General features: G+C 59.2%; 25 protein-coding genes. 11 read left to right on the forward strand and 14 right to left on the reverse strand.

Annotated features, from left to right (window positions below):
- Positions 1-95 precede the first annotated feature (95 nt).
- Positions 96-995: a family 16 glycosylhydrolase gene (locus ACGHU1_RS09045; protein WP_390585981.1), complete on the forward strand. Its 900-nt coding sequence runs from the start codon at positions 96-98 to the stop codon at positions 993-995.
- Here the strand turns inward: ACGHU1_RS09045 and hemF are convergent, their stop codons facing one another.
- Positions 996-1,853 (reverse strand): oxygen-dependent coproporphyrinogen oxidase, encoded by an 858-nt coding sequence (hemF, locus tag ACGHU1_RS09050; RefSeq protein WP_390585984.1) that lies wholly within the window; start codon positions 1,851-1,853, stop codon positions 996-998.
- 155 nt (positions 1,854-2,008) lie between these two features.
- On the opposite strand from hemF, the gene pdeM reads away from it, so the two are divergent.
- A complete protein-coding gene (pdeM, locus tag ACGHU1_RS09055; RefSeq protein WP_390586149.1) occupies positions 2,009-2,716 on the forward strand; it encodes a ligase-associated DNA damage response endonuclease PdeM in 708 nt (235 codons plus the stop codon).
- Here the strand turns inward: pdeM and ACGHU1_RS09060 are convergent.
- Complete coding sequence (locus tag ACGHU1_RS09060; RefSeq protein WP_390585987.1) at positions 2,713-3,585, reverse strand: hypothetical protein; 873 nt, start codon at positions 3,583-3,585, stop codon at positions 2,713-2,715. The two genes, pdeM and ACGHU1_RS09060, sit on opposite strands and share 4 nt — an antisense overlap.
- 240 nt (positions 3,586-3,825) lie before the next feature.
- Here ACGHU1_RS09060 and infC point away from each other — a divergent pair, with 240 nt between their 5' ends.
- The 4 genes from infC (at position 3,826) to ACGHU1_RS09080 (ending at position 8,460) form a co-directional block, all read left to right on the forward strand.
- The gene (gene infC, locus ACGHU1_RS09065; RefSeq protein WP_390585989.1) at positions 3,826-4,344 is read left to right on the forward strand and encodes a translation initiation factor IF-3; all 519 of its coding nucleotides are present in this window, start codon (positions 3,826-3,828) and stop codon (positions 4,342-4,344) included.
- Between the two features lie 378 nt (positions 4,345-4,722).
- Positions 4,723-5,871, forward strand: a complete 1,149-nt coding sequence (locus ACGHU1_RS09070; protein WP_390585991.1) for a DUF547 domain-containing protein — start codon at positions 4,723-4,725, stop codon at positions 5,869-5,871.
- Between the two features lie 157 nt (positions 5,872-6,028).
- Entirely contained in the window at positions 6,029-7,165 is a 1,137-nt protein-coding gene (locus ACGHU1_RS09075) for a DUF547 domain-containing protein (protein WP_390585993.1), read from the forward strand.
- A gap of 104 nt (positions 7,166-7,269) precedes the next feature.
- The gene (locus tag ACGHU1_RS09080; protein WP_390585996.1) at positions 7,270-8,460 is read left to right on the forward strand and encodes a DUF547 domain-containing protein; all 1,191 of its coding nucleotides are present in this window, start codon (positions 7,270-7,272) and stop codon (positions 8,458-8,460) included.
- 18 nt (positions 8,461-8,478) lie between these two features.
- Here the strand turns inward: ACGHU1_RS09080 and ACGHU1_RS09085 are convergent, their stop codons facing one another.
- Complete coding sequence (locus tag ACGHU1_RS09085) at positions 8,479-8,934, reverse strand: hypothetical protein (protein ID WP_390585998.1); 456 nt, start codon at positions 8,932-8,934, stop codon at positions 8,479-8,481.
- A gap of 69 nt (positions 8,935-9,003) precedes the next feature.
- Between ACGHU1_RS09085 and ACGHU1_RS09090 the strand changes: the two genes are divergently transcribed.
- The gene (locus ACGHU1_RS09090) at positions 9,004-10,431 is read left to right on the forward strand and encodes an SLC13 family permease (RefSeq protein WP_390586000.1); all 1,428 of its coding nucleotides are present in this window, start codon (positions 9,004-9,006) and stop codon (positions 10,429-10,431) included.
- 28 nt (positions 10,432-10,459) lie between these two features.
- On the opposite strand, the gene ACGHU1_RS09095 is transcribed toward ACGHU1_RS09090, so the two are convergent.
- Complete coding sequence (locus tag ACGHU1_RS09095) at positions 10,460-11,200, reverse strand: DNA/RNA non-specific endonuclease (protein ID WP_390586001.1); 741 nt, start codon at positions 11,198-11,200, stop codon at positions 10,460-10,462.
- Between the two features lie 330 nt (positions 11,201-11,530).
- Here ACGHU1_RS09095 and ACGHU1_RS09100 point away from each other — a divergent pair, with 330 nt between their 5' ends.
- Genes ACGHU1_RS09100 through ACGHU1_RS09110 form a run of 3 tightly spaced genes read left to right on the forward strand, consistent with a single transcriptional unit; the run spans position 11,531 to position 14,763 of the window.
- Positions 11,531-12,847 (forward strand): cystathionine gamma-synthase family protein, encoded by a 1,317-nt coding sequence (locus ACGHU1_RS09100; protein ID WP_390586004.1) that lies wholly within the window; start codon positions 11,531-11,533, stop codon positions 12,845-12,847.
- On the forward strand, positions 12,844-13,926 hold the full coding sequence (locus ACGHU1_RS09105; protein WP_390586007.1) for a hypothetical protein: 1,083 nt from the start codon (positions 12,844-12,846) through the stop codon (positions 13,924-13,926). Before ACGHU1_RS09100 ends, ACGHU1_RS09105 begins: the two co-directional genes overlap by 4 nt.
- A 3-nt stretch (positions 13,927-13,929) precedes the next feature.
- Positions 13,930-14,763 (forward strand): SDR family oxidoreductase, encoded by an 834-nt coding sequence (locus tag ACGHU1_RS09110; RefSeq protein WP_390586010.1) that lies wholly within the window; start codon positions 13,930-13,932, stop codon positions 14,761-14,763.
- Positions 14,764-14,806: 43 nt separating this feature from the next.
- On the opposite strand, the gene ACGHU1_RS09115 is transcribed toward ACGHU1_RS09110, so the two are convergent.
- Positions 14,807-15,070: a hypothetical protein gene (locus ACGHU1_RS09115; protein WP_390586012.1), complete on the reverse strand. Its 264-nt coding sequence runs from the start codon at positions 15,068-15,070 to the stop codon at positions 14,807-14,809.
- A 357-nt stretch (positions 15,071-15,427) separates the two neighbouring features.
- Positions 15,428-15,961 (reverse strand): J domain-containing protein, encoded by a 534-nt coding sequence (locus tag ACGHU1_RS09120; RefSeq protein ID WP_390586151.1) that lies wholly within the window; start codon positions 15,959-15,961, stop codon positions 15,428-15,430.
- A 186-nt stretch (positions 15,962-16,147) separates the two neighbouring features.
- On the opposite strand from ACGHU1_RS09120, the gene ACGHU1_RS09125 reads away from it, so the two are divergent.
- Positions 16,148-16,315, forward strand: a complete 168-nt coding sequence (locus ACGHU1_RS09125) for a hypothetical protein (protein WP_390586014.1) — start codon at positions 16,148-16,150, stop codon at positions 16,313-16,315.
- 49 nt (positions 16,316-16,364) lie between these two features.
- Here ACGHU1_RS09125 and pal read toward each other — a convergent pair whose 3' ends face one another.
- The 8 genes from pal to ACGHU1_RS09165 all read right to left on the reverse strand — a co-directional run bounded on the left by pal (position 16,365) and on the right by ACGHU1_RS09165 (position 21,578).
- Complete coding sequence (pal, locus tag ACGHU1_RS09130) at positions 16,365-16,883, reverse strand: peptidoglycan-associated lipoprotein Pal (protein ID WP_390586016.1); 519 nt, start codon at positions 16,881-16,883, stop codon at positions 16,365-16,367.
- 58 nt (positions 16,884-16,941) lie between these two features.
- Complete coding sequence (tolB, locus tag ACGHU1_RS09135; protein WP_390586019.1) at positions 16,942-18,372, reverse strand: Tol-Pal system beta propeller repeat protein TolB; 1,431 nt, start codon at positions 18,370-18,372, stop codon at positions 16,942-16,944.
- Entirely contained in the window at positions 18,369-19,175 is an 807-nt protein-coding gene (locus ACGHU1_RS09140; RefSeq protein ID WP_390586021.1) for an energy transducer TonB, read from the reverse strand. Before ACGHU1_RS09140 ends, tolB begins: the two co-directional genes overlap by 4 nt.
- Positions 19,176-19,187: 12 nt before the next feature.
- Positions 19,188-19,631 (reverse strand): ExbD/TolR family protein, encoded by a 444-nt coding sequence (locus tag ACGHU1_RS09145; RefSeq protein ID WP_390586023.1) that lies wholly within the window; start codon positions 19,629-19,631, stop codon positions 19,188-19,190.
- Positions 19,631-20,332, reverse strand: coding sequence for a protein TolQ (gene tolQ / locus ACGHU1_RS09150; protein ID WP_390586025.1), 702 nt, complete (start codon positions 20,330-20,332; stop codon positions 19,631-19,633). The genes ACGHU1_RS09145 and tolQ overlap by 1 nt, the downstream gene beginning before the upstream one ends.
- Positions 20,329-20,787: a YbgC/FadM family acyl-CoA thioesterase gene (locus tag ACGHU1_RS09155; RefSeq protein ID WP_390586028.1), complete on the reverse strand. Its 459-nt coding sequence runs from the start codon at positions 20,785-20,787 to the stop codon at positions 20,329-20,331. The genes tolQ and ACGHU1_RS09155 overlap by 4 nt, the downstream gene beginning before the upstream one ends.
- A gap of 95 nt (positions 20,788-20,882) precedes the next feature.
- Complete coding sequence (locus ACGHU1_RS09160; RefSeq protein WP_390586030.1) at positions 20,883-21,263, reverse strand: histidine triad nucleotide-binding protein; 381 nt, start codon at positions 21,261-21,263, stop codon at positions 20,883-20,885.
- Complete coding sequence (locus ACGHU1_RS09165) at positions 21,264-21,578, reverse strand: phosphoribosyl-ATP diphosphatase (protein ID WP_390586033.1); 315 nt, start codon at positions 21,576-21,578, stop codon at positions 21,264-21,266.
- Between the last annotated feature and the right edge of the window lie 14 nt (positions 21,579-21,592).

Here is a 21,592-nt window from a genome sequence, read left to right on the forward strand (position 1 = left end):
GCGGCTGGCGCATGTCGAACCACAAATTCGTATGCGCTCGCTGGCAATTGTGCGGCTATGTGGTATCTTATGTGAACGTTATCAGGGGGAGCATCATGCGCACCATTCGGACCACAATAATAGCTGTTTCGGCCACCATCATCACCGGGTGCAGCGCATATGCCAATGAACCGCAGACCATCGCTTCCAATCAAACGGAACGGGAGCTGGTCTTCGCCGATGAATTCAACGCTGGCGAACTTGACCGCGATGCCTGGAACGTCGTCGGGATGGATTTCTGGGTCAACAATGAACAGCAGGCCTATCTCGACAGCGCCGAAACCATCCAGTTTGCAGACGGCGTAGAGGGCGCCGATGGCGGCGCGCTGGTGCTGCGGCCCGTATTCAAACCGGGCGTGGACACGTTGGCAGAGCGAGAGGCCGATTTTATCTCAGGCCGCATCAATTCCCGCGACAAGGTCGAGGTGACGCATGGCCGGATCGAGGCGCGCATTAAAATGCCCGATGCCGAAGGCGTGTGGCCCGCATTCTGGATGCTGGGCCGCGACCAATGGCCGGGCACCGGAGAGATCGACATCATGGAATATGTCGGGGAGACCGACTGGACTGGCGTAGCCTTGCACGGCCCCGGATATTCGGGCGAAACGCCCATCGTGAACAAGTTTTTTTTCGATGACGGCACGGACGCGACCGACTGGCATGTCTATGCGGTCGAATGGACCGCCGATGCCGTGCTGTTCGAAGTCGATGGCAGGCTGACCTACCGCGCCACAAAGCCAATGGTCGAAAATTATGGCGACTGGCGGTTCGACAACGACAAATACCTCATCCTGAATTTCGCGCTTGGCGGGGCATACCCGTTCAAGACGAACCGGATTGAACAGCCTTACAGCGGCATGCCGCAAAGTACCGTGGACCAGATCAAGGCTGGCGACGTCGCGATGTATGTTGACTGGGTGCGGGTATACGCACCGCTGGGCGCAGGCGAGAAGTAATCAGCTCCAGGTCGCGCGCGGCGGCAGGCTCATCAGGATCGCATCAATATTGCCGCCTGTCTTCAGGCCAAAAATCGTGCCCCGATCATAGACGAGATTGAACTCGGCATAGCGCCCGCGATATTCGAGCAATTGCGCTTCGTCCTCGTCAGTGAAATCGCTATCCATGCGTTTGCGCACCAGCTTTGGATAGATGTCTAGAAACGCTTTGCCGACATCCTGCGTGTAGGCGAAATTGCGGTCCCATGACGGATCATCGTCGCATTCGAGATGATCGTAGAAAATACCGCCGACGCCGCGGTGCATGTCGCGGTGCGGAAGGTAGAAATATTCATCCGCCCATTTCTTGTACCGTTCGTAATAGGTCGGGTTATGCGCCATGCAGGCCGCACGCATCGCGGCGTGAAATTCCTCGGTATCCTCTTCATACGGGATCGGCGGGTTAAGGTCCGCGCCGCCGCCAAACCAGGCCTTGCCCGTGGTCAGAAACCGGCAATTCATGTGCACCGCCGGCACATGCGGGTTCGCCATGTGCGCGACCAGCGAAATGCCGGTCGCCGTAAATCCGGGATTGTCGGGATCGGCGCCGTTGATGTTGCCAGCGAATTCCTTCGGAAAATTGCCGCGCACGGTCGATACGTTGACGCCGACTTTCTCGAACACCTTGCCCTTCATCAAACCCTGCACACCGCCGCCGGGATCGGAATTGCCCTCTTCCTCGCGGCTCCACGGGGTGTAGGTGAATTCCGCATCACTGCCCGCCTCGCGTTCAATCTCCTCAAACGCTCCGCAAATCTGGTCGCGCAGGCTTTCAAACCATTCTTTTGCGCGCGCGGTGTGCGGATTCCAGTCAGTCATCTCGGTCTTTCCCGTCCCAATTGCCATGCCCGTCATCAAAGCATTGGCCCCTGATGACAGACATCGTGTCCATCAACTTTGACACAAATCAAGTCAACCGCAAGATCGCAAATCTTGCCCTTGCCAAAGCCGCGCCGGCACGCCAATTGTGGTGGATGGTTCCCGTTTCGTTCGCTCCACTCGATTTTGCCGGGGAGGAGCTTGTCCTGATGAAATCCAATGCGCTTTACTGGCCGCGTGAACGTGCGCTGCTGGTTGCAGACCTGCATCTTGAAAAAGGCAGCTGGTTTGCGCGACAGGGCCAGATGCTGCCCCCCTATGACAGCCGCGAAACGCTGGAGCGGATTGCCGACGGGATCAAGGCGACCGGCGCGCGGCGGGTCATCACGCTGGGCGATAATTTCCACGATGATGCGGGCACGCAGCGGCTCGACCATTATGCCGCCGGAATGCTCGAATCGCTTACCCGCGCGCTCGACTGGGTGTGGATTACGGGTAACCACGATGATCAGATGGACCGCGCATTCGGCGCGACACTGGTGGACGAGCTGGAGCTTAACGGCATCATCCTGCGCCACGAGGCAAAGCGGGGAGAAACGCAGGCAGAGCTGTCCGGGCACTACCACCCCAAAATGCGGCTGAAGGTCAGCGGCCGCCATATTGCCCGGCCCTGCGCCGTTGTAAGCCGGACGAAAGATACAGGTGACCGCATGATCGTGCCGGCATTCGGCGCCTATACCGGCGGCATGGATGCAGGATCGCCAGAGATCCTCAGCGCGCTTGGCCCGGCGAATTCCATCGACGCGGTGCTCCCTGCAAAGGGCAAACTGGTGCGCTTCCCGCTTTATCGCGAGACTGCCTAAGTCGCAATCCGTTCGAGGATGCGACCGACGCCCACAACGCCTTTCCTCGTCAATCCAACCATCGTGACCCTGCGGTCAGTCTCCGTCCGACTACGGATAACTAGATCACATTCTTCTAAGCGATCAATGTACCTTAACGCTGTTGTTTCAGGACAGTCCGCAGCGATACATAAGCTCTTCGTGCTGATTTTCGCGCCGCCCGCGAATTGGCAAAATAGTTCCAAGAGCATGTTCCAAGTCGGCTCGCCTAGCATAGCTTCGGGCAAAACCTTTTTCTTCACTCCGTTTTGACATTTAAGCAAAACTGCCTGCTTCGCCAATTCAATTGAGTTACGTTCAATCCGAGCTGCCGCAGATGGCCAATGAAATAAGGATCGCACATTAGCCGGATCCCAGTTCTGGTCCATTGCGTCCGCCAATCGTATCAAAGACGCGCCGAGATCCCGCATTTCGAAAGGCGACCATTCGCTTTCGATTTTTTCAATAATATCTGTCTTGCGCCTCATTCGACCACCAGTATTTTCGGTATCGGATTGCGAGGGCTTTACCATATAGCTTGACGGATCTTCCTTCGCGCGATCATGCGGGAAGAAAAATTCCTCGTTATCGTTCGAAGGCCAGTTTTCTACGAGATGCAGAAATTCATCAATATCACTGTCATTAGCAGCCAGGATGAAACGGCAAGAGACGATAATACTTTCCAGTTCCGAAACACTAACGCCAGTCGAAGCAATTACGCTGTTTTCCGACTTGCCAGATGAGAGAGCTGCGAACAATTCTCGTTCTTTGTCGCTTAGATCGATCTTGTTGTTCGATCCAAAATTTTTAATGACCATAAAATTTACCAGTGCCTGAGCGTTAAACAGCACCGCCCTTCAAAATTTAAGGCCAATCCACTACGTAAAATCAGTTAGTCTTGTTAGTTAATAAAAACTTAAGGGGGGAACCCTTGGTCTCATGGGGCCGAACAAATTGAATTGATGGAAAGGCGGTCCGACATTTAAAGCGCCAGACTCCGCTTTCCCTTTCGAGCGTTTCCCCTTACATAGCGGCCCAGCACCTAAGGCTGTAACAGGAGAACACACATAGCCCGTCCACCTCGGCGTTCGATGGCCCCGCCAACTAAAAGCGGCCCTCGCTACGATCAGTTTATTCAAGTCCCCAAGGTCCGCGTCATTGATGACGAAGGCGAAAATCTTGGGGTGATGTTCACTCGCGAAGCAGTCGAGCAGGCGCAGGAGAAGGGTTTGAACCTTGTCGAAGTGTCGCCCAATGCCGATCCGCCTGTGTGCAAGTTCCTCGATGTGGGCAAGTACCGTTTCGAAGCTCAGAAGAAAGCCAATCTGGCGCGCAAGACACAAAAGACGCAGGACATCAAAGAGGTCAAGATGCGTCCCAACATCGACACGCACGATTACGATGTGAAAATGCGCAATGTGAACAAGTTCATCGACAACGGCGACAAGGTGAAAGTCACCCTGCGTTTCCGTGGCCGTGAAATGGCGCACCAGCATCTCGGCATGGACCTGCTGAAACGGGTGCAGGAAGATGTGGCGGAAACCGCCAAGGTAGAGGCATTCCCGCGTCTTGAAGGGCGCCAGATGCTGATGGTGCTCGCGCCGAAATAATCGCGTTTTCAAGTGACACCGCAAAAGGCGGGCGGCCCATCGGGTTCGCCCGCCTTTTGCTATGATAATCAGCGACACGCGCGCAGAAATGCGGTTCGTCCCTGACCAACGTCGGAGGATTTCGATGAAATACAAACGGCAACCGATTACCTGCAACACACGTATTTGGTTTTAGAGTATAAAATATCGCATCAACCGGGATCGGTTCTCGTATCGGCGGATTGTCGATGAAACCGCTTCCGGTCGACAAAAATACAAGTCTTCGTGACACCCCCTTTGCCCCCGGCACCCCCTCATGGCCGGGGGCAAACCAATCCTCGCCCCAAAGCGCCCCGTCAGAGGGTCTGCGGCCCAACTGATTCAGGAAGGACTGCCCCCATGTCCCGTATCCCAATGTCCCCGTTCAAAGCGCTTACCTTTACCGCGGCGAGTGCATTTGCGCTGCTTTCGGCCCCCGCTTACGCGCAGGATACCGCATCGGTGGACCCGATCACGGCAGCGTTCACTCCCTCAACCGCTCCGAACGATCACCGGATCGATTATTCGATTTGGGACGAGGCGATGAAGAACCTCGTGATCTCCATGGGCCCGTCCTTGCGCCAGACCGCCGGGCGACCTGACCAAAGCTTTGGCTCGCGCCGCCAGTACGGGCATGTTTCGCGCTACCGGCTCGAAGGGTCGCGGATCATGTTCAGTTTCCTCGATGCGGATGTGCGCGCCAGCTTTGGGGAATATCGCCGCGATCTTGAGGCGACCGCTGACAAGGTCGACATTCAGGAGCTTTCGCGCAACGAACAGCTCGCTTACTGGATCAACCTGCACAACGTCGCCATGATCGAAAAGATCGCCGAGGAATGGCCTGTGCGTCAGCCACGCTCGATCGAGGTTGGCGGAGTGCCGCTGGATGATGCGAAATTCATCACGGTTGAGGGGATTTCGCTCAGCCCGCGCGACATTCGTGAAAAGATCGTGTTTGCCAACTGGAACAACCCCAAAGTCATTTATGGCTTCTGGCGCGGCGATATTGGCGGTCCTTCGATCCAGCGCGAAGCGTTCAACGCGGACAATGTCTCCCGCCTGCTCGACCGCGGAGCGCGCGATTTCGTGAACTCGCTGCGCGGCACCCAGAAATCCGGCGATACATTGCAGGTGTCGGAATTGTTCGAAGAGGCAGCGCCGTTCTTCTTCGACGATTTCAACGCCGACGTGCGCGGTCACATTGCCGAATATGCCAATTCCGATGTGATGGCGATCCTCGACCAGACCAGCGATATCGAGGCGAATATTTCCGAATACGACATCGCCGATCTGGCCGGCGGAGCGCGTGAACCGACCTATCAGAACATCGAAGGCGCGGACGGCAATCAAAAAAGCTTCCGCATCCCGCAAAGCATGGCCCGCCTGCTTGCCCAGCGTGACGAGAAGTTCCGCCGGATTATCCGAGAAGGGCGCACCGGCACGGTGACCTTCAGCAATATCACCTTGCCGGGCGATCCCGAAGACAAGGATGCAAACGAAGTCGAGTGAAGAAATAGACCGCAACGCGGCGCTTTAGAAAAACCAGCTATTTAGGCCGCCGAGACAATTTCGGCGGCCTTTTGCATTTTATTCGGAATTACCGTTATAACTCGGTGTACGAACTTCGCTGGACGCAGCTTTCATGCGCGCGGGAAAGGGCATCAGGGTGGCTTCACTGTTTTCATCAGCCGCTGCGGTAGCAATAATCGCAGCCTGCGCCGTTCCCGCCAGTGCCGGACAGGCCCGTCCTGACAATGCCGCGCAGGACACATGGGTAGCGCCCTCTGGTCCAGGCGAATTTGCGACCTTCGCCCCTGCGGAAAACCGCGTCAGGCACCGGATCGATTATTCGATCTGGACATCGGCCCTCGCCAATTTCGTCGTGTCGATGGGGCCGCCGCTGCGGAAACGTCCGTTTGCACCGCCCGGCGCGATGGGCACCCGCACCAAGCTGGGTCACAGTTCCATCTACCGGCTGGACGGGGCGATGGTCGGCTTCACCTTCATGACGCCAGAGGTGAAAGACAGCTTCACCGCGTACCGTGAAGATCTTGAGAGCGTGCCCGATACGATTGACCTGCAATCGATCTCCAAGAACGAACAACTCGCCTACTGGATGAACCTGCACAACGTTGCGATGGTCGAACAGATCGCCAAGAACTGGCCGATCCGCCAGCCGCGCGAGATCGAGATTGACGGAATGCCGCTGGACGAAGCGAAATTCATCACGGTCGAGGGCGTGGCGCTATCGCCAAGGGATATTCGCGAACGAGTCGTTTATCCGAACTGGAGCAATCCCAAGGTTATCTATGGTTTCTGGCGGGGCGAAATTGGCGGACCGGCGATGCTGCGAGAGGCGTTTCAAGGGAGCACGATTTCCGATCAGCTGGACCGTGCCGCGCGCGAATTCACCAATTCGCGTCGGGGCACGGAAAAGCGCGGCGGGACACTGCATGTCTCCGAACTCTATACAGAAGCGGCACCGTTCTTTTTCCGCGATTTCAATCGCGATTTGCGCGCGCACCTTTTGAATTATGTGGAGGACAGTGTGCTCAGGCGGGTTGAGGAGACCGATGCGGTGAAGGCCACGTTGAGAGAACACGATATCGCCGATCTTTCAGGCGGCGCGCGCTCAAATCCGTATTTTTCGACCGGCAAGCTGGGATTTGGCGTCGCCGCGCTTCTCTTCGAACGCCGTAAAAAGCTGGATTATGTGGAGCGCAAAGGTCTGCGGCAGGGCACGGTGACATTTAGCAATATCGATCTGCCCGGCGACCCGGAGGGCAAGGGCGAGGTTGAATAGGTGCAGCGCCATGGCCCTTATTTATCTGACGTTCATCTAAGGTTAGTGTGACCGGGCGCATGTTGTTCATGATGGGATCGTACTAACTCTGTGGGAGAGTTTCGATGAAACCTGGATTTATTGCACTCGCATTGGCCGGCAGCATGATGGCTGCGCCTATCTCGGCTGAAACCGCTTCTTCGGCGTCTTTCCAGACTGGCGCGGTGAACGACGCCGTCAAGGATAATCTGGAGCGGTTCGCCCCGGCCGATGTACGCGGCGACCATCAGATTGATTACGAACACTGGGACGAGGCGCTCGCATGGATGGTGATCCCGATGGGTCCATCCATCAGGCAGACCGCAGGCCGGGTCGAAGCCGATTTGGGATCGCGCATGATCACAGGTCACGATTCGCGGTTCAGGCTGGAGGGCAACCGCGTTGCCTTCAGTTTCCTGACCCCTGAAATCGTGCAGGCGCTGAGCGAATATCGCGCCGATCTGGAACGGGTGGGCAGCACCCTCGACATCACCAGCATCCCGCGCAACGAACAGCTCGCCTTCTGGCTGAACCTGCACAACGTCGCGGTGATTGAGGCGCTGGCTTATGAATATCCGCTGCGCCAGCCGGCCGACCGGACATTCGGCGCCGAGGCCGCCCCGCTCGACGATGCGAAACTGGTTACGGTGGCAGGCGTGGCCTTATCGCCAAGGGATATTCGCGAGCGGATTGTCTACAACAATTGGCGTGACCCAAAGGTGATGTACGGGTTCTGGCGCGGCGCGATCGGCGGGCCTTCGATCCAGCGTATCGCGTTCGATGGCGCAAATGTCGATGCGCTGCTCGCTCTGTCAGCGGAAGAGTTCGTCAATTCGCTGCGCGGTGTCGAAAAACGCGGCGACACATTGCAGGTCAGCCCGATTTATCAGGAAGCGTCCGGGTATTATTTCAGCGATGATGACGCTCTGCGCGCCCATTTGGAAAAATATGCCGGCGAAGACGTCAGCAAGCTGCTCGGCAAGACATCGCAGACGGATTACAAGTCTTTCGAACAGGATCTTGCCGATCTGGCCAAGGGACATGCGCATTCCAACATCGACTTTCTTTCCAGCATCGATTGCAGAGGGCAAAGCTGCGCATTTGAACCGCAAGGGGGATCACCGGTGCGCACCAACGCAAACCTCGCCATTCAGCGCCTTATGAAAGAGCGCGGTGAAAAACTGCGCCGCGCTTACAAAGCGGGCATTCGCAGCGGTATGGTCATCTATGGCGACGGCAAGTATTCAGAAAGCGACGTTCCGGCAGAGGTGGAATAACCGCGTCAGGCTGATCGCCTAGCCAAAAACTTCTGCGATCTGTTCGGACGCAGTTTCGACCGCTTGGCGCCGGGCGTACCGCCACCAGAAAAATCCGGTCGCGCCGCCTGTAACCGAGCCAAACGCTGCCACGAGCAAGGCGGCCTGCCACAAGCCGTCGAACAGGGCATATGTAATTGCGAATGTCACCAGCCCGCCGCTTAAAAATCCGCCCCAGAAATAGGTGCTGCCACGCTCCGCGCGTCTGCGCTTGAGCCATGCGGTCGTCGGTATTCCAATCAGCAGCAAACCGGCACCGGCGATGACCAATCCGACAGCGAATGGCATTATTGCAAGAGCCAAACCGAACGGATCGCCTTCATTAAGCGATCCTATCGCGACCGCAATTGCGACAATTGATGGCACGCTGGTTCCGATCAGCGACCCCATTGCCGCCGCCTTTATCCCGGCGACAAGAGTGTTTGGCCAATCCATCGCACAGCACTAGACAGAGGCAATTCGCGCAGCAAGAATACTGCTTGAAATTCAGGGGACGGGATAGACATGACAGCGCGGCAAATTGGCCTGTTTCTGGGCCCGGCCATCTTCGCCGTCACCGCCCTTACCCCTGCGCCGGGCGATATGGGCACGCAAAGCTGGCTGGTCGCAGGCCTCGTCATCTGGATGGCGACGTGGTGGATGACGGAGGCGATCCCGCTGACCGCCACCGCGCTGCTACCCTTCATTTGCCTCCCGCTTGGCGGAGTGATGAGCGCAGGTGACACGGCCAGCGCATATTACGCCCCCATCCTGTTCCTGCTGCTGGGCGGCGCTTTCATCGCACTCGCCATTGAGCGGACCGGATTGCACCGCCGATTAAGCCTTGCGATCCTGAGAACGGTCGGCGCAGATGGCGGACAGACGCGTTTGTTGCTGGCTTTTATGGTGTCGGCCGCGCTGCTTTCCATGCTGATCTCAAACACATCGACCGCGCTCATCATGATGCCGATGGCGCTTGCCGTGATCGCGGGCGGGTCGGCTGTTTCAAACATAGACGTGCTGGAGCAGAACGGACTGCCGGGCGCGTTGCCGATGGGGATAGCTTTTGCGGCGACCATTGGCGGGCTTGGCACGATTGTCGGATCGCCGACCAACGGGATCGCGGTTGCGCTGCTGGACGACATGATCGGGCTGGAAATCAGCTTTGCCGGGTGGATGGCGTATGGCCTGCCGATAGTGATCGTTGGCGTGCCGCTCGCCGCGCTCATCATCAGCCGGGTGCAGCAGGTTGCCGACCATCCGTTTGACGTAGCCGCTGCGCGCGCAGCGATTGACGATGCCGCCCCATGGACGCCTGCGGAAAAGCGGCTGGTGCCGATTATTGCGATCACCTTCGCGCTCTGGATGTCGCGGCGCTGGGTTGCGCCCTACCTGCCGGAAAACAGCTGGACTGACGGGACGATTGCCGTGCTCGCCAGCCTCGCGCTGTTCCTGCTTCCCGATGGCACGCGCCGTCCGCTGCTTAAATGGAACGAAGCCGACCGCGCGCCGTGGGGCGTCATACTGATGTTCGGCGGCGGACTGGCGCTGGCGGCGGGAATGAAGGAAAGCGGCCTTGCGCTGTGGCTCGGCAATGAATTGCTGCTGCTGGAGACGGTCCCACTGATACTGATCGCTCTGGCGGTGACAATGATGGTGGTTCTGATCACCGAATTTGCGAGCAATGTCGCCACCGCCAGCGCGATCATCCCCGTGGTCGCCAGCCTCGCTGCCGCGCTGGGTCTCGGCGAAGATGCGATCCTGTTGGCGATGCCCGCCGCGCTTGCGGCAAGCTGGGGGTTCATCCTGCCAGCCGGGACCGGGCCGAATGCAATTGCGTGGAGCACCGGCAGGCTGAAAATCGGCCAGCTGGTGCGCGCAGGCGCGGTCCTCGACATTGTGGGCATCGCGCTGATCGTCGGCATGGTCTGGGCTGTTGCGCTGATTGTTTAGGCGGCGTTGGCAGAAGAGCCGGCGATGCTCACCACATCTTGCGGGTGCGCGATTTGTCGCGTTGCAGGTCGCCAACCGCTATCCGGTCCCAGAACTGCCCGCCAACAATTTGTTCGGCGTCGTATGTCTTGACCAGAAAGCTTTCCAATTCATCGGTCTGCGGCGCGTTGGGTATTTCGAACGTCCACAGGCGAAACCGCCCGCGCCGGTTCTCTGCAAGCACGCTCTTGATGAACGCATGGGGGATCGGCACGCTGATACCGAAATCCTCCTGCTCTTTCCCGATACGCTCAACCGTTTTGCCAAAATAGAAAACCGGACAGGTCAGCACATATGTTTCCAGCGTGCTGTCGCGCGCATCTAGATCCCTGATCGCCATTTCAAGATCGCGCCAGATGCGGCGATTGAATTGCGGATGTTGGGGCGACATGTTGGACAGCAGGAACGTTTCGGAATTCTGGATATCCTGCAGATCCTGATTTGCGCTGGCGACGAGATGTCCGCGATCAAAACCGCTGCCCTTGTACGCTTTCAAACCGGCTCTGAACCGTTTGGGTATCCGTGTATCGGCGCGAAAATTATCGAGACGCTCCAAATCGCCCATATCGTTGACCAGTTCGCGGTCTCGGTTGATGATCTCCAGCGTCCATTTCGCCTGCCGGAAATACCACGAATATCCGATGGTGAAATGCCGTCCGGTCATGATCTGGTCGCACACCGGTGCGCCGTAACGCAGTTCTCGCTGCATCTGGAATGGATCGTCAATCACTGTCCCTCCTTTGCCGGGACCGGCTGATGCCGATCTTCGGTGCGAATTTGAGCCGCGACGCCTTATACCATTTCGTCAGTCTAACGGTGCCGGAAAATGCGGTGCTCTTGGGAATTCGGGCGATCGGCCTGGCAGGCGCGAATCTCCACATTCTCTTTGCCGCCAACCGGTTGCATCTGAAACCATCGCGCGATAACCACAGCGTCGATAGCCGGTTCGAGAGGAGAGGCGCTTCTGCGGAGGTTAGAAGCGGGTGCCAATCGGGCCAGTCACGTCAAATGCAGCGGCTCCTGCCTTCCTGGGAGCGAGTTCTTTGAGGAAGGAATCCGCATGACGGATGCAATCGACGCCACTGACACACCAACCCCGCGACGCAATCCGAAACCAGCGAAGACCACCATCGGCGGCCGCGAACTAAAACCATCGACGTTGATGATGGGGCACGGTTTCGATCCCGTCCTGTCCGAAGGATCGCTAAAACCGCCGATCTTCCTGACCTCTACCTTTGCCTTCCCCAGCGCCGCAGACGGCAAACGCCATTTTGAAGGCATCACCGGCAAACGTGAAGGCGGCGCAGAAGGGCTGGTCTATTCCCGTTTCAACGCGCCAAACCAGGAAATCCTCGAAGACCGGCTCGCGATCTGGGACGGGGCGGAGGATGCGCTTAGTTTCTCCAGCGGGATGACCGCGATCTGCATTCTGATGCTGGCCTATGTCAGCCAGGGCGACGTGATCGTGCATTCCGGCCCGCTTTACGCAGCATCGGAAGGGTTCGTGGCCAAAGTGCTGTCGAAATTCGGTGTGACCTACATCGATTTCCCCGCCGGTGCGACGCGCGAGGAACTGGACGATGTGCTGCAACGCGCGAAGAAACAGGCTGGCGAAAACGGCGGGAAGGTCGCGATGATCTATCTCGAAAGCCCCGGCAACCCGACCAATGCGCTGGTCGATATCGAAGCGGTAAAGGACGCGCGCGATGCGAACCTCAAATGGGATTGCCCGATCGCCATCGACAACACGTTCCTTGGCCCGTTGTGGCAGCGCCCGCTGGATCACGGTGCGGACATTGTCGCCTATTCGCTGACCAAATATGTCGGCGGTCACTCCGATCTTGTCGCAGGATCGATTGCGGGCGCGAAAAAGTGGATGGACCCGGTGCGCGCGCTGCGCAACACGATGGGCGGGATCGTTGATCCAAACACCGCGTGGATGCTTCTGCGCAGCCTCGAAACGGTGGAGCTACGGATGCAGCGCGCTGGTAAAAACGCGGCGAAGGTTTGCGCTTTCCTGAAAGACCATCCCAAGGTTGATGGCCTGGGCTATCTCGGGATCATCCATGATGAACGGCAGCAGGACATCTATGACCGGCACTGCCTGGGCGCGGGATCGACGTTCAGCGTGTTTCTGAAAGGCGGCGAGGCGGAGTGTTTCCGCTTCCTCGACAACCTCACAATCGCCAAATTGGCCGTCAGCCTTGGCGGGACGGAGACGCTGGCCAGCCACCCCGCTTCGATGACGCACCTGTCCGTTCCACATGCGCGCCGCCAGCAGCTTGGCATTTCGGACAGCCTTGTTCGCATCAGCATCGGGATCGAGGACGCAGACGACCTCATCGCCGATTTTGAACAGGCTTTACAGCACGTATGACCGGATCAAGGGCCGCCGCATTCGCCATCGCGCTAAGCGCGGCCCTTGCCTTGTCTGCACCCGCATTCGCGCAGTTCGATATCGACTATCCCGACACGCCGCCGGCGGAAGGGCAGACGATGCTGGAATGGGCGCGTCCGCCCGTGCTCGATTACACCATCCCGGCTGACAAACGCGGCGATCTGTCGACCTGCGCCGAAGACAGGGAAACGGAGCTGGAGCGCGTCGCGGCGACATGCTGGCCCGTGCTGCAAACGTTGAAGCTCTATACGCTCGCCTCCTTTGCCGAGAATGAGCCGGTCGGCGACAAAGCGACGAACTGGCGGGCCGCAATTGCCCATGCGGAAGAACTGATCGAGCTGGTGGGGACGCCGCGCTGGCCGATGGAAGAATTGCTACGGACCAAGGCGCTCGAAATCCGTTTGTCGGCATTGAGAGGGCTCGGCGAGTGGGACGCGGCCCTTGACGCGAGCGGGGCGCTGATAGCGAGCATTCGCGATGACATGGTGCAGCATGACGATTTCCGGCTGGGCTTCGCGCACCGAAAGCGCGGCGAAATCCTGATCAAGCTGGGTCAAAGCGAAGCTGCGCGAGCCGATCTCGACAGGGCATGGACGCTGTTTGATGGCGATGACCGCGACATGGTCGGCTGGCCGCTGTCCAATTACAGCGAAGCCGTAATTGCCGATGCAATCCGCAGCGGCGATCTTGAATATGCAAAGCAGGCGGCCGACCGGTTTCTGGACCTCATCCGAACCGCGCCCTCTAACATGCAGTTCGGCATCACCGATCACATCGATCTGAAACTCTATCTGCTTGCCATCGAAGGCGATGCCAACGGTGCCCTCACCCTCATAGCGGAACGTGTCGAAACCGGCAGTCCTTATTCGAAATGCACCGCCGGACCTTTCCGGTTTCCGCAGGTTCTTGCGCCTCTGAGGCAGGACGCGCGGATCCTGAACGCGCTTCGCGAGCTGGGTTGCCGTGACAAGCAGCTTGCCGAAATGGATTTCGCAGCCGATCAAGGCATTCGTAGCAGGAGGGGCGACCTGATTTTGCCCCCGCCAAGCGGAGAATAGATTTTGACCGATACGCGTCAGCCAGTTTTCCTCGTCATTGGAGCGGGCGCAGGCATCGGCGGGCAAACTGCGGTTCGCTTTGCCAAAGGCGGGTATCACGCGGTGCTGGCGCGGCGCTCTGATGAGGATAGCCTTGGCCGGTTGATCGAGCGGATTGAGGTGGACGGCGGAAGTGCCACAGGCACGCTGCTCAACGCTGCGGAAGATGGCGCGATAGAGGAACTTGTCGAGCGGACCGAGCGCGATATCGGCCCTATCGAAGGCGCGCTCTACAATCTCGGCGCGCAGATCGGGAACCGCAAACTGCACGATACACCGCACCGGACGTTCGAGCTGGGATGGCGGCTGGGGTGTTACGGGGTGTTTCGCCTCGCCCATGCGATGTTCCCCGCCATGGTGGAGCGGGCGAGGACTGGGCGGCACGGGACGCTGCTGGTCACATCAGCGACGTCGGCCGTGCGCGGAAATGCGGGCCAGCACAGCCATGCCGCCGCGATGGGCGGCCGGCGGATGCTTTGCCAAACGCTGAATGCCGAGTTTGGGCCGCAGGGCATTCACGTTGCGCATATCGTGGTCGATGGTGCGGTCGATGCGCCCGATACCTTGGGCAAGCTGCTGGGCAACAAATTCGACGCGTTCAAACAGGCAAAGGGCGAGGAAGGCGTAATCGACCCGGCCGAAATCGCGGAGACGTATTGGCACCTCGCACAGCAACCGCGCAATTGCTGGACCCACGAGGTCGACATCCGCCCATGGAGCGATACCGCGTGGTGGAACGACAACCCGAACCCCGAAATCAACAGCCGGGGCAAGGGATTTGCGGGACCGAAGGACTGATGGATGAGTGGTACTGGAGTGGGAAGCGGACATTCCCGGACCCTCAATCCAAACGGACAGTGTTACCTTTGAAGAACCCTGAGCAAACAGCCCCTTCAACTCGCTGGCCCGACGGACTCTTTGCTTTGAAAGCGGTGGCAAAGACATCATCTCGACCGCAGTCGAAATAGGCATAGCCGGTCGTCACAACCTCGCTGTAGCCTTGCGCTATAAGCGTTTGAGAAGCCCGATCATGTGATGTGCAGGCGACCGGCGCAAAAAAAGGAAATGCTGCGACCAGCGCAATCCCTATACCGATATGGATCATCTTCTTTCGGGGCATTGAATGTAAAGTGCCATAACCAGACTACGTCTGCAATGGGGGCCATGAACAGTCGCCGCTAGCTTGCGCTCTTGTCGCTTGAACGGGACAAGCGTCGTCTCCAAAAACCGAACGCCATCTGCAATAGGTTCAGCAGCAGAACACCGCCGAATATCCACGGGGTCCACTCGGTAGACAGAGACGGCAAGAGATCGAACTTTATGTCCGCCCAGAGAAAGCCGAACACTGCAAGGCTTGCGACCCAAAGATAGATTGAGTTTCGAGCGTCTTCAGTCATCGTATCACCTACAATATCGGGAAGCTTCATGCCCGCAACCGGGGCGTAGGCAGTCGCTCCCCGACCTACCCCTTCCAAGATCGCCGTTCTTCGGCCATGCGCAGCACTTCGTAGCTGACCTGGATCGCCTGAAACTGCTTCGCCGCTTCCTCGTCGCCCGGTTTTACGTCTGGATGCACTTCTTTTGCCTTGGCGCGGTACGCTTTCTTAATCGCGGTGTAATCCGCGTCCGCTTCCAGCTCGAGAACCTCCAGCGCCATCATCTCATCGGCGCTGCGCGATCCATCGCCTGATCCGGTCCAGCCGTAATGCGATGCCTCGGCATAGCCTGAGTTTTCCTGCTGTTCGGCATGTTTCCGCTCGGCCTTCTGCTCTTTGTCGAGGCCTTCAAAATAGTCCCATCCGCGGTTGTATTCCGCCGCATGTTTTTGGCAGAAATACCAGCGGTCCGGGCTGTTGGGCGATTTCGGCGCGGGGCACAGGCCAGCCTCTCCGCAGCCGTGGCGGTCGCATTCACGCTGCGCCACGGTTTCGCGCGAGGAATCGTAAGACCGCCAGCGCGGAAAGCCCCAATCGTTGGAACGTCCGGCGCGGCTCATAGCGGGCGAGGCGCGGCAGGCGCGCATTCAAAGTTGTTTGTCGAGAGTATCACGCGGTCAATCTAGGGTAAGTGGCGGGGAAAGCAAAGGCTGGCAAAGGTCGGGAACCAGTTGCGATGTGAAATGTTGCATTGCAACAGTCCGTTAATTTTTCGGTGTCAGGACGCACCCGAGACAGAGACCAGAATGAGCCAGCAACTCGCCCTATCCAGCATTTTTTCAGTGCTTGCGCTTGCAAGCCTGTGCCTTGCTGTGGGCAATGGTCAGATCACAGGGCCGCGCAGCGATGGTCCGGTGATCGTCAGCCAGCCATTCAGCGCGCAGTCCAGTCTGCCGCCGGTTCTCGCAGACTGACAGACACGGTGGCAGGGGCCGGTTTCCCGGCCCCGCCCAGTCCTTCAAATCAGTTTATAATCACGCTGGCTGCGCGGCGGTTTTCTGCCCACGCAGCTTCATTAGAGGCAAGCGCCACAGGGCGTTCCTTGCCATAGCTGACGGTGCGAATCCGGTCCGCTGTTACGCCCAGGCTGACGAGATAATTTTTCGCAGCATTCGCGCGGCGTTCTCCCAATGCGAGGTTGTATTCGCGCGTGCCGCGTTCATCGGCGTGGCCTTCGATGATGAACGTCAATTGCGGGAAGCGTGCAAAATACTGCGCCTGCGCCTGAAGCGCCGCGGCATCGGCGCTGTCCACGTTGAAACGGTCAGTGTCGAAATAGATCGTTGTCGATGATCCCACCGCCGCTTCAAAATGCTGCTGGGAGCCTACGGTCGGCCCGGACGGTGTCTGCGTCCCGGTTTCCGCAGGTGCGGTCGTCGTCGCGGCGGGGGGCGGCGGCAATTCTTCGGGCGGCTTTTTCGAACACGCGGCAAGCGCGCTGGCCGACACAACTAGCAGCATGGTGGCTTTCATCGAATTCATTTGCATCTTCCTTTAAATTGCGGGGATAGCCCCGTCAGGAGGTAACAATTCAACGCATTCAGGGCCGGATCGGTCCCCACGCCGGATCAGAGGCATCGACAGGCGTCGGCAGTCTGCGTTCATTCCGGCCGGTCAGATCGACCTGCCACAGCCCTGAACGCCCGGTGTTCCGCTCGGTCCGGAAAAACTGGATGATGCGGCCATTGGGCGCCCATGTAGGTGCCTCGTCCTGCCATCCGCTCGTCAGCACCCGCAGGTTGCGCCCGCCCGGCGTCATCACTGCGACGTTGAAATCGCCGGCAATGCGCGTGAAGGCAATCTGGTCGCCGCGCGGGCTCCATTCGGGTGTAGCACATCTGCCACCGAAAAATGTGATGCGCCGCTGGTTGGAGCCGTCGGCGTCCATGACATAGCATTGCTGCGACCCCGACCGGTCGCTTTCAAATACGATTTTTGATCCGTCGGGCGAATATGATCCGCCGATGTCGATCCCCGGAGTGTCGGTCAGCCGCACGCTCGTGCCGCCGGTTACAGGAACGCGGTAAATGTCCGTATTGCCGCCGACAGCCATCGAATAGAGGATGCTTCGGCCATCAGGCGACCAGCGCGGGGCAAGCGTCGGGTTGGAATTTTCCGTAACCAGCTGCTGTTTGCCGCTGCCGATATCGTAGACATAGATGCGCGGGTTTCCGTCTACGTAAGACAGATACATGATCTTCGAATAATCTGGTGAATATCGCGGCGTAAGCGCGGTCGCGCTGCCCAGCGTCAGGAACCGGTGGTTCGCGCCGTCGCTGTCCATCACAGCCAGCCGCTTTACCCGCGCATTCTTTGGTCCGGTTTCCGCAATATAGGCGATCCGACTGTCGAAGAACGGGCTTTCCCCGGTAAGCCGCGCATAGATCAGGTCGGAGCATTTGTGCGCAGCGCGCCGCCAGTCTGCCGGGCGAACGACCCAGCCTTCGCGGATGAGCTCATCTTTCAGCGCCACGTCATAAAGGTAGCATCCCACCACCAGCCGATCATCAGCGCGGGCGCGGACATATCCATGGACCAGCATTTCTGCGCCGCGCCCGCTCCAGCTGCCCCAGCTGGGCGCGGTGATCTGGCCGAAACTTGGCTGCGGCAGGCTGTCCGGCCCGACCGGTTTGAACAGGCCGTTATTGCGCAGATTGCCGGTGATGACCCGTGCAACCTCGCGGCCCAGTGCCTCTGTGCCCTCCGCATTGGCAGGTGTGGGCGCGTTGCGGTCTGTGGCAAATGCGGGAATGGCGACGCCGATATCGGACCAGTCGCTTTCATCAGTGACGGTAAAGGTCAGGCCGCCCTCATCCGCTTGCGCTGCGGACGCCTCTGCACCGGTGGTTTCAACCGCGCCGCCTTCGCTCAGCGGCTCGCCCAGATCCTCGCTCTGCGCCAGCGCGCCGCTTGAAAAGATGAGCGCAAAAGGCGCGGCGAATGCCGAAAAGGCAGTGAGGGTAGGTTTCATCGTGACAGGTTCCTATCGAAGCGGGCGCCGCGGATCGACTTCCACGCATTGTAATATTCGCCGGGCAGGTCAAACGGCGCGGCGAGCTGGACGGCGCGGATGGCGCGCTCTGCATGGAGGGATGCCTGCGCGCGGTTGGCTGCGTTGATACCGCTCTGCCGCAAAACGCGCGGGCGCCCTTTTAACGAGCCGTCTTCATTGAGGTCAAAGGCCAGCTCTGTGACCAGCAATTCGGTATCCACGCCATTGGGCGCGGTCCACTTTGGGCGGATCTGCCGAACAATCGCCTGAATGATGGATGCCTGCGCGCTCGCACCGATTTCCGAGGCGGGAATGCGGGTTTCATCAGTGCGGGTTGAGCTGCCGTTTCCTGAAAGGAAATCGTCGCCAATCCGGCTACCGCCGCCGCGTTCTGCAGCGCGCGGCGCTGGCTGGGCGGGCGGCGCAGGTGTGCTCCTGCGCGGGGTGGGAGACGCGGCGGGCGCGTTGGTCGTGCGCGTTGTGGCGGGCGTTGGCGGGGGCGGCGTGTCCGGCGCGGCCTCAGCCGGTGCGGGGTCTGCCTCCGTCCCGAGATTTTCCGCCAGTGTCGGCGCAATAGCTGTGCGGCTTTCCGCCACGGGATCGGGCGCGGTTGCCTCCAGACCGATATCGGTCGCTAGGCTAATGGTCATACGTTCGGGAATGATCGGGGGATCGCTGCGCATCGGTTGCAGGACGAGCAGCAGGACTACGCCGACATGCAGCGCGACCGCGACAGGCACGGCGATCCGGTCCTCTGGCCGAAAAAGGGCTCTCTCTCCCATATTCATCCCACGCTATGGCTCGGTCCCTGAACCGCTGGTGACCAGCGATATAGAAGTAAATCCGGCGCGGTTCAGCTCACCCAGAACGGCCATCGTCCTGCCATATTCGACCGCGCGGTCGCCGCGAAAGACGATCACCGGCTGCTGCCCGTCCGCTCCGCGATCAATCGCGGCCAATGCCCTGGGAAACCCGCCGACCGGCACAGCCTCGTCCTCAATGTAGATGATGCCATCGCCGTCCACCGAAATGGTGATCTGTTCGGGTGTCTGGTCGACCGGGTTTGCGCGGCTATCGGGCAAATCAATCGGCACCCCGACCGCCAGCAGCGGGGCTGTGACCATGAAGATAATGAGCAGCACCAACATGACGTCCACGAATGGCGTGACGTTGATCTCTGCCATGGGCGCGCGGCGCGACCTGCGGCCCGATCGGGAGGAGGCGAGGCCCATCGCCATTACGCCTTGTCCAGCTCGCGACTAAGCCCGGCGTGCACCTTGTCCGCGAACCGCTGAAGCTTGGCTTCGTAGCGGTTCACCCGTGCGGAGAAGCGGTTGTAGGCGATGACGGCGGGAATGGCGGCGAACAGGCCGATGGCCGTGGCAAACAGTGCCTCCGAAATTCCGGGCGCAACCACCGCGAGCGATGAGCTTTCCTGCGCGCCGATCTGGAAGAAACTGTTCATGATGCCCCAGACCGTGCCGAACAGGCCGACGAACGGTGCGACCGAACCTGTGGTGGCGAGGAAGTTGAGCCGCGTTGCCAACTCGTCTGCTTCCTCTGCAACCTGGCTTTCCATCGCGGCGCTGATGCGGTCGCGCGCCGCGCCGCGATCAACCACTCCGCGAGAGGTGGATTTCTTCCATTCATCAAGGCCAGCGGCGGCAACGCGCGCGGCGGGCACTTCGCGCCGCTGTTGTTTCGTCAGCACGGATTCGCGGTCGCGCGTTTCCCAGAAATCAGTTTCATACTGGCGGCTGCGCCCTTCGAATTTGCCCATCCGCATCGAAAACGCGACAATGATCGTCCAGACGTAAATGCTGGCGAGGATCAGGCCGAACATGACCGCCTGCACCACGATATCCGCGTCCAGAAACAGCGTAAGCGGGTCGAGCCGGGCGGCGGGCGCAGCGGCCAGAATGTTAAGCGAAATGGTCATTTGGCCTCTTGGTCCATGAATGTTTGAAATGCGGCGCGCCACGGCGCGGGCTGACGTTTGGGGCGACCGTCCAGCGAGATGTATCCGACGCGCAGCGATGCCTCGCACAGGTCTTCGCCGTCCCTCCGCGCGATCTGGTGCATCCGGCAACTGGCCGCGCCAAGCTGGGTGCAAACGGTTTCGATTACGACATCATCGTCCAGTTTTGCGGGGCGCAGATATTTGAGATTTACTTCCGAAACGGCATAGGCGCCGCCTTCACCGCCCGCCTCGATCTCGGCACGCTGGTCAATATCCAGCATTCGCAGCAAGTCGGACCGTGCGCGCTCAAACCAGCGCAAGTAATTGGCGTGATAGGTGATCCCCGACAGGTCGGTGTCTTCATAATAGACGCGCACCGCGTAAAGGTGACGCGGGCCATCGAACACACCGCCGGGAGGAGTAGGTTGTACCATTGCAAAGCCGTCTAGCGCAGCACGGAATCGCTGCAAAGCGCGGATTGTGCGATGTCAGATGAACGGCGGTGAAACGACTCGCGCGCGCGACAGGATCATTTCTTCCAGATCATCGGGCCTAGCGGCTCTCCGCCAAAGATATGGACATGCAGATGCGGCACTTCCTGTCCGCCATGCGCGCCGATATTGGCCATGATCCGGTATCCCGGCTCCACCAGCCCTTTCATCCGGGCCACTTCGCCTACCGCGCGGACAAAGCCGCCGATCTCGGCATCAGAAGCCTTGGCAGAAAAATCGTCCCAACTGACGTAGCGCCCTTTCGGGATCACCAGCGTGTGAATTGCCGCCTGCGGATTGATATCCTCGAATGCGAAGGCGTGATCGTCCTCGTAAACCTTATTGGACGGGATTTCGCCGCGCAGGATTTTGGCAAAAATGTTGTCATCATCGTAGGGAAGCGTCGGATCAATCGGCATTCATTCGCTCCTTGAGGCTTTCTCTTCCAGCCCGGACAACCCTTCGCGCCGGTCGAGTTCGCCCAGCACATGGTCGAGCGACACGCCTTTGGCATCCAGCAGGACCATCAGGTGAAACAGCAGATCAGCCGCCTCCCCGATCAGCTCTTCATTGCTGCCCGAAACGGCGGCGATCACGGTCTCGGTCGCTTCCTCGCCCACTTTCTGCGCGATTTTAGGCACGCCTTTCGCGTTGAGCTTTGCAACATAGCTCGTCTCGGGCGACGCGGCCCGGCGCGCGGCGATGGTCTGTTCGAGGCGTTCCAGAGTGTTCATTCGCTATCTGTCTT

The organism is Erythrobacter sp. MTPC3 (assembly GCF_042854385.1).
In the GTDB taxonomy this organism is placed as follows: Bacteria; Pseudomonadota; Alphaproteobacteria; order Sphingomonadales; family Sphingomonadaceae; genus Erythrobacter.

Excerpts from the sequence above, each read along its gene's own strand:
- ACGHU1_RS09045 (WP_390585981.1), top strand. The coding sequence starts at position 96 with ATGCGCACCATTCGGACCACAATAATAGCTGTTTCGGCCACCATCATC.
- hemF (WP_390585984.1), bottom strand. The coding sequence starts at position 1,853 with ATGACTGACTGGAATCCGCACACCGCGCGCGCAAAAGAATGGTTTGAA.
- pdeM (WP_390586149.1), top strand. The coding sequence starts at position 2,009 with ATGGTTCCCGTTTCGTTCGCTCCACTCGATTTTGCCGGGGAGGAGCTT.
- infC (WP_390585989.1), top strand. The coding sequence starts at position 3,826 with ATGGCCCCGCCAACTAAAAGCGGCCCTCGCTACGATCAGTTTATTCAA.
- ACGHU1_RS09070 (WP_390585991.1), top strand. The coding sequence starts at position 4,723 with ATGTCCCGTATCCCAATGTCCCCGTTCAAAGCGCTTACCTTTACCGCG.
- ACGHU1_RS09080 (WP_390585996.1), top strand. The coding sequence starts at position 7,270 with ATGAAACCTGGATTTATTGCACTCGCATTGGCCGGCAGCATGATGGCT.
- ACGHU1_RS09085 (WP_390585998.1), bottom strand. The coding sequence starts at position 8,934 with ATGGATTGGCCAAACACTCTTGTCGCCGGGATAAAGGCGGCGGCAATG.
- ACGHU1_RS09090 (WP_390586000.1), top strand. The coding sequence starts at position 9,004 with ATGACAGCGCGGCAAATTGGCCTGTTTCTGGGCCCGGCCATCTTCGCC.
- ACGHU1_RS09100 (WP_390586004.1), top strand. The coding sequence starts at position 11,531 with ATGACGGATGCAATCGACGCCACTGACACACCAACCCCGCGACGCAAT.
- ACGHU1_RS09105 (WP_390586007.1), top strand. The coding sequence starts at position 12,844 with ATGACCGGATCAAGGGCCGCCGCATTCGCCATCGCGCTAAGCGCGGCC.
- ACGHU1_RS09115 (WP_390586012.1), bottom strand. The coding sequence starts at position 15,070 with ATGATCCATATCGGTATAGGGATTGCGCTGGTCGCAGCATTTCCTTTT.
- ACGHU1_RS09120 (WP_390586151.1), bottom strand. The coding sequence starts at position 15,961 with ATGAGCCGCGCCGGACGTTCCAACGATTGGGGCTTTCCGCGCTGGCGG.
- ACGHU1_RS09125 (WP_390586014.1), top strand. The coding sequence starts at position 16,148 with ATGAGCCAGCAACTCGCCCTATCCAGCATTTTTTCAGTGCTTGCGCTT.
- pal (WP_390586016.1), bottom strand. The coding sequence starts at position 16,883 with ATGAATTCGATGAAAGCCACCATGCTGCTAGTTGTGTCGGCCAGCGCG.
- tolB (WP_390586019.1), bottom strand. The coding sequence starts at position 18,372 with ATGAAACCTACCCTCACTGCCTTTTCGGCATTCGCCGCGCCTTTTGCG.
- ACGHU1_RS09140 (WP_390586021.1), bottom strand. The coding sequence starts at position 19,175 with ATGGGAGAGAGAGCCCTTTTTCGGCCAGAGGACCGGATCGCCGTGCCT.
- ACGHU1_RS09145 (WP_390586023.1), bottom strand. The coding sequence starts at position 19,631 with ATGGCGATGGGCCTCGCCTCCTCCCGATCGGGCCGCAGGTCGCGCCGC.
- tolQ (WP_390586025.1), bottom strand. The coding sequence starts at position 20,332 with ATGACCATTTCGCTTAACATTCTGGCCGCTGCGCCCGCCGCCCGGCTC.
- ACGHU1_RS09155 (WP_390586028.1), bottom strand. The coding sequence starts at position 20,787 with ATGGTACAACCTACTCCTCCCGGCGGTGTGTTCGATGGCCCGCGTCAC.
- ACGHU1_RS09160 (WP_390586030.1), bottom strand. The coding sequence starts at position 21,263 with ATGCCGATTGATCCGACGCTTCCCTACGATGATGACAACATTTTTGCC.
- ACGHU1_RS09165 (WP_390586033.1), bottom strand. The coding sequence starts at position 21,578 with ATGAACACTCTGGAACGCCTCGAACAGACCATCGCCGCGCGCCGGGCC.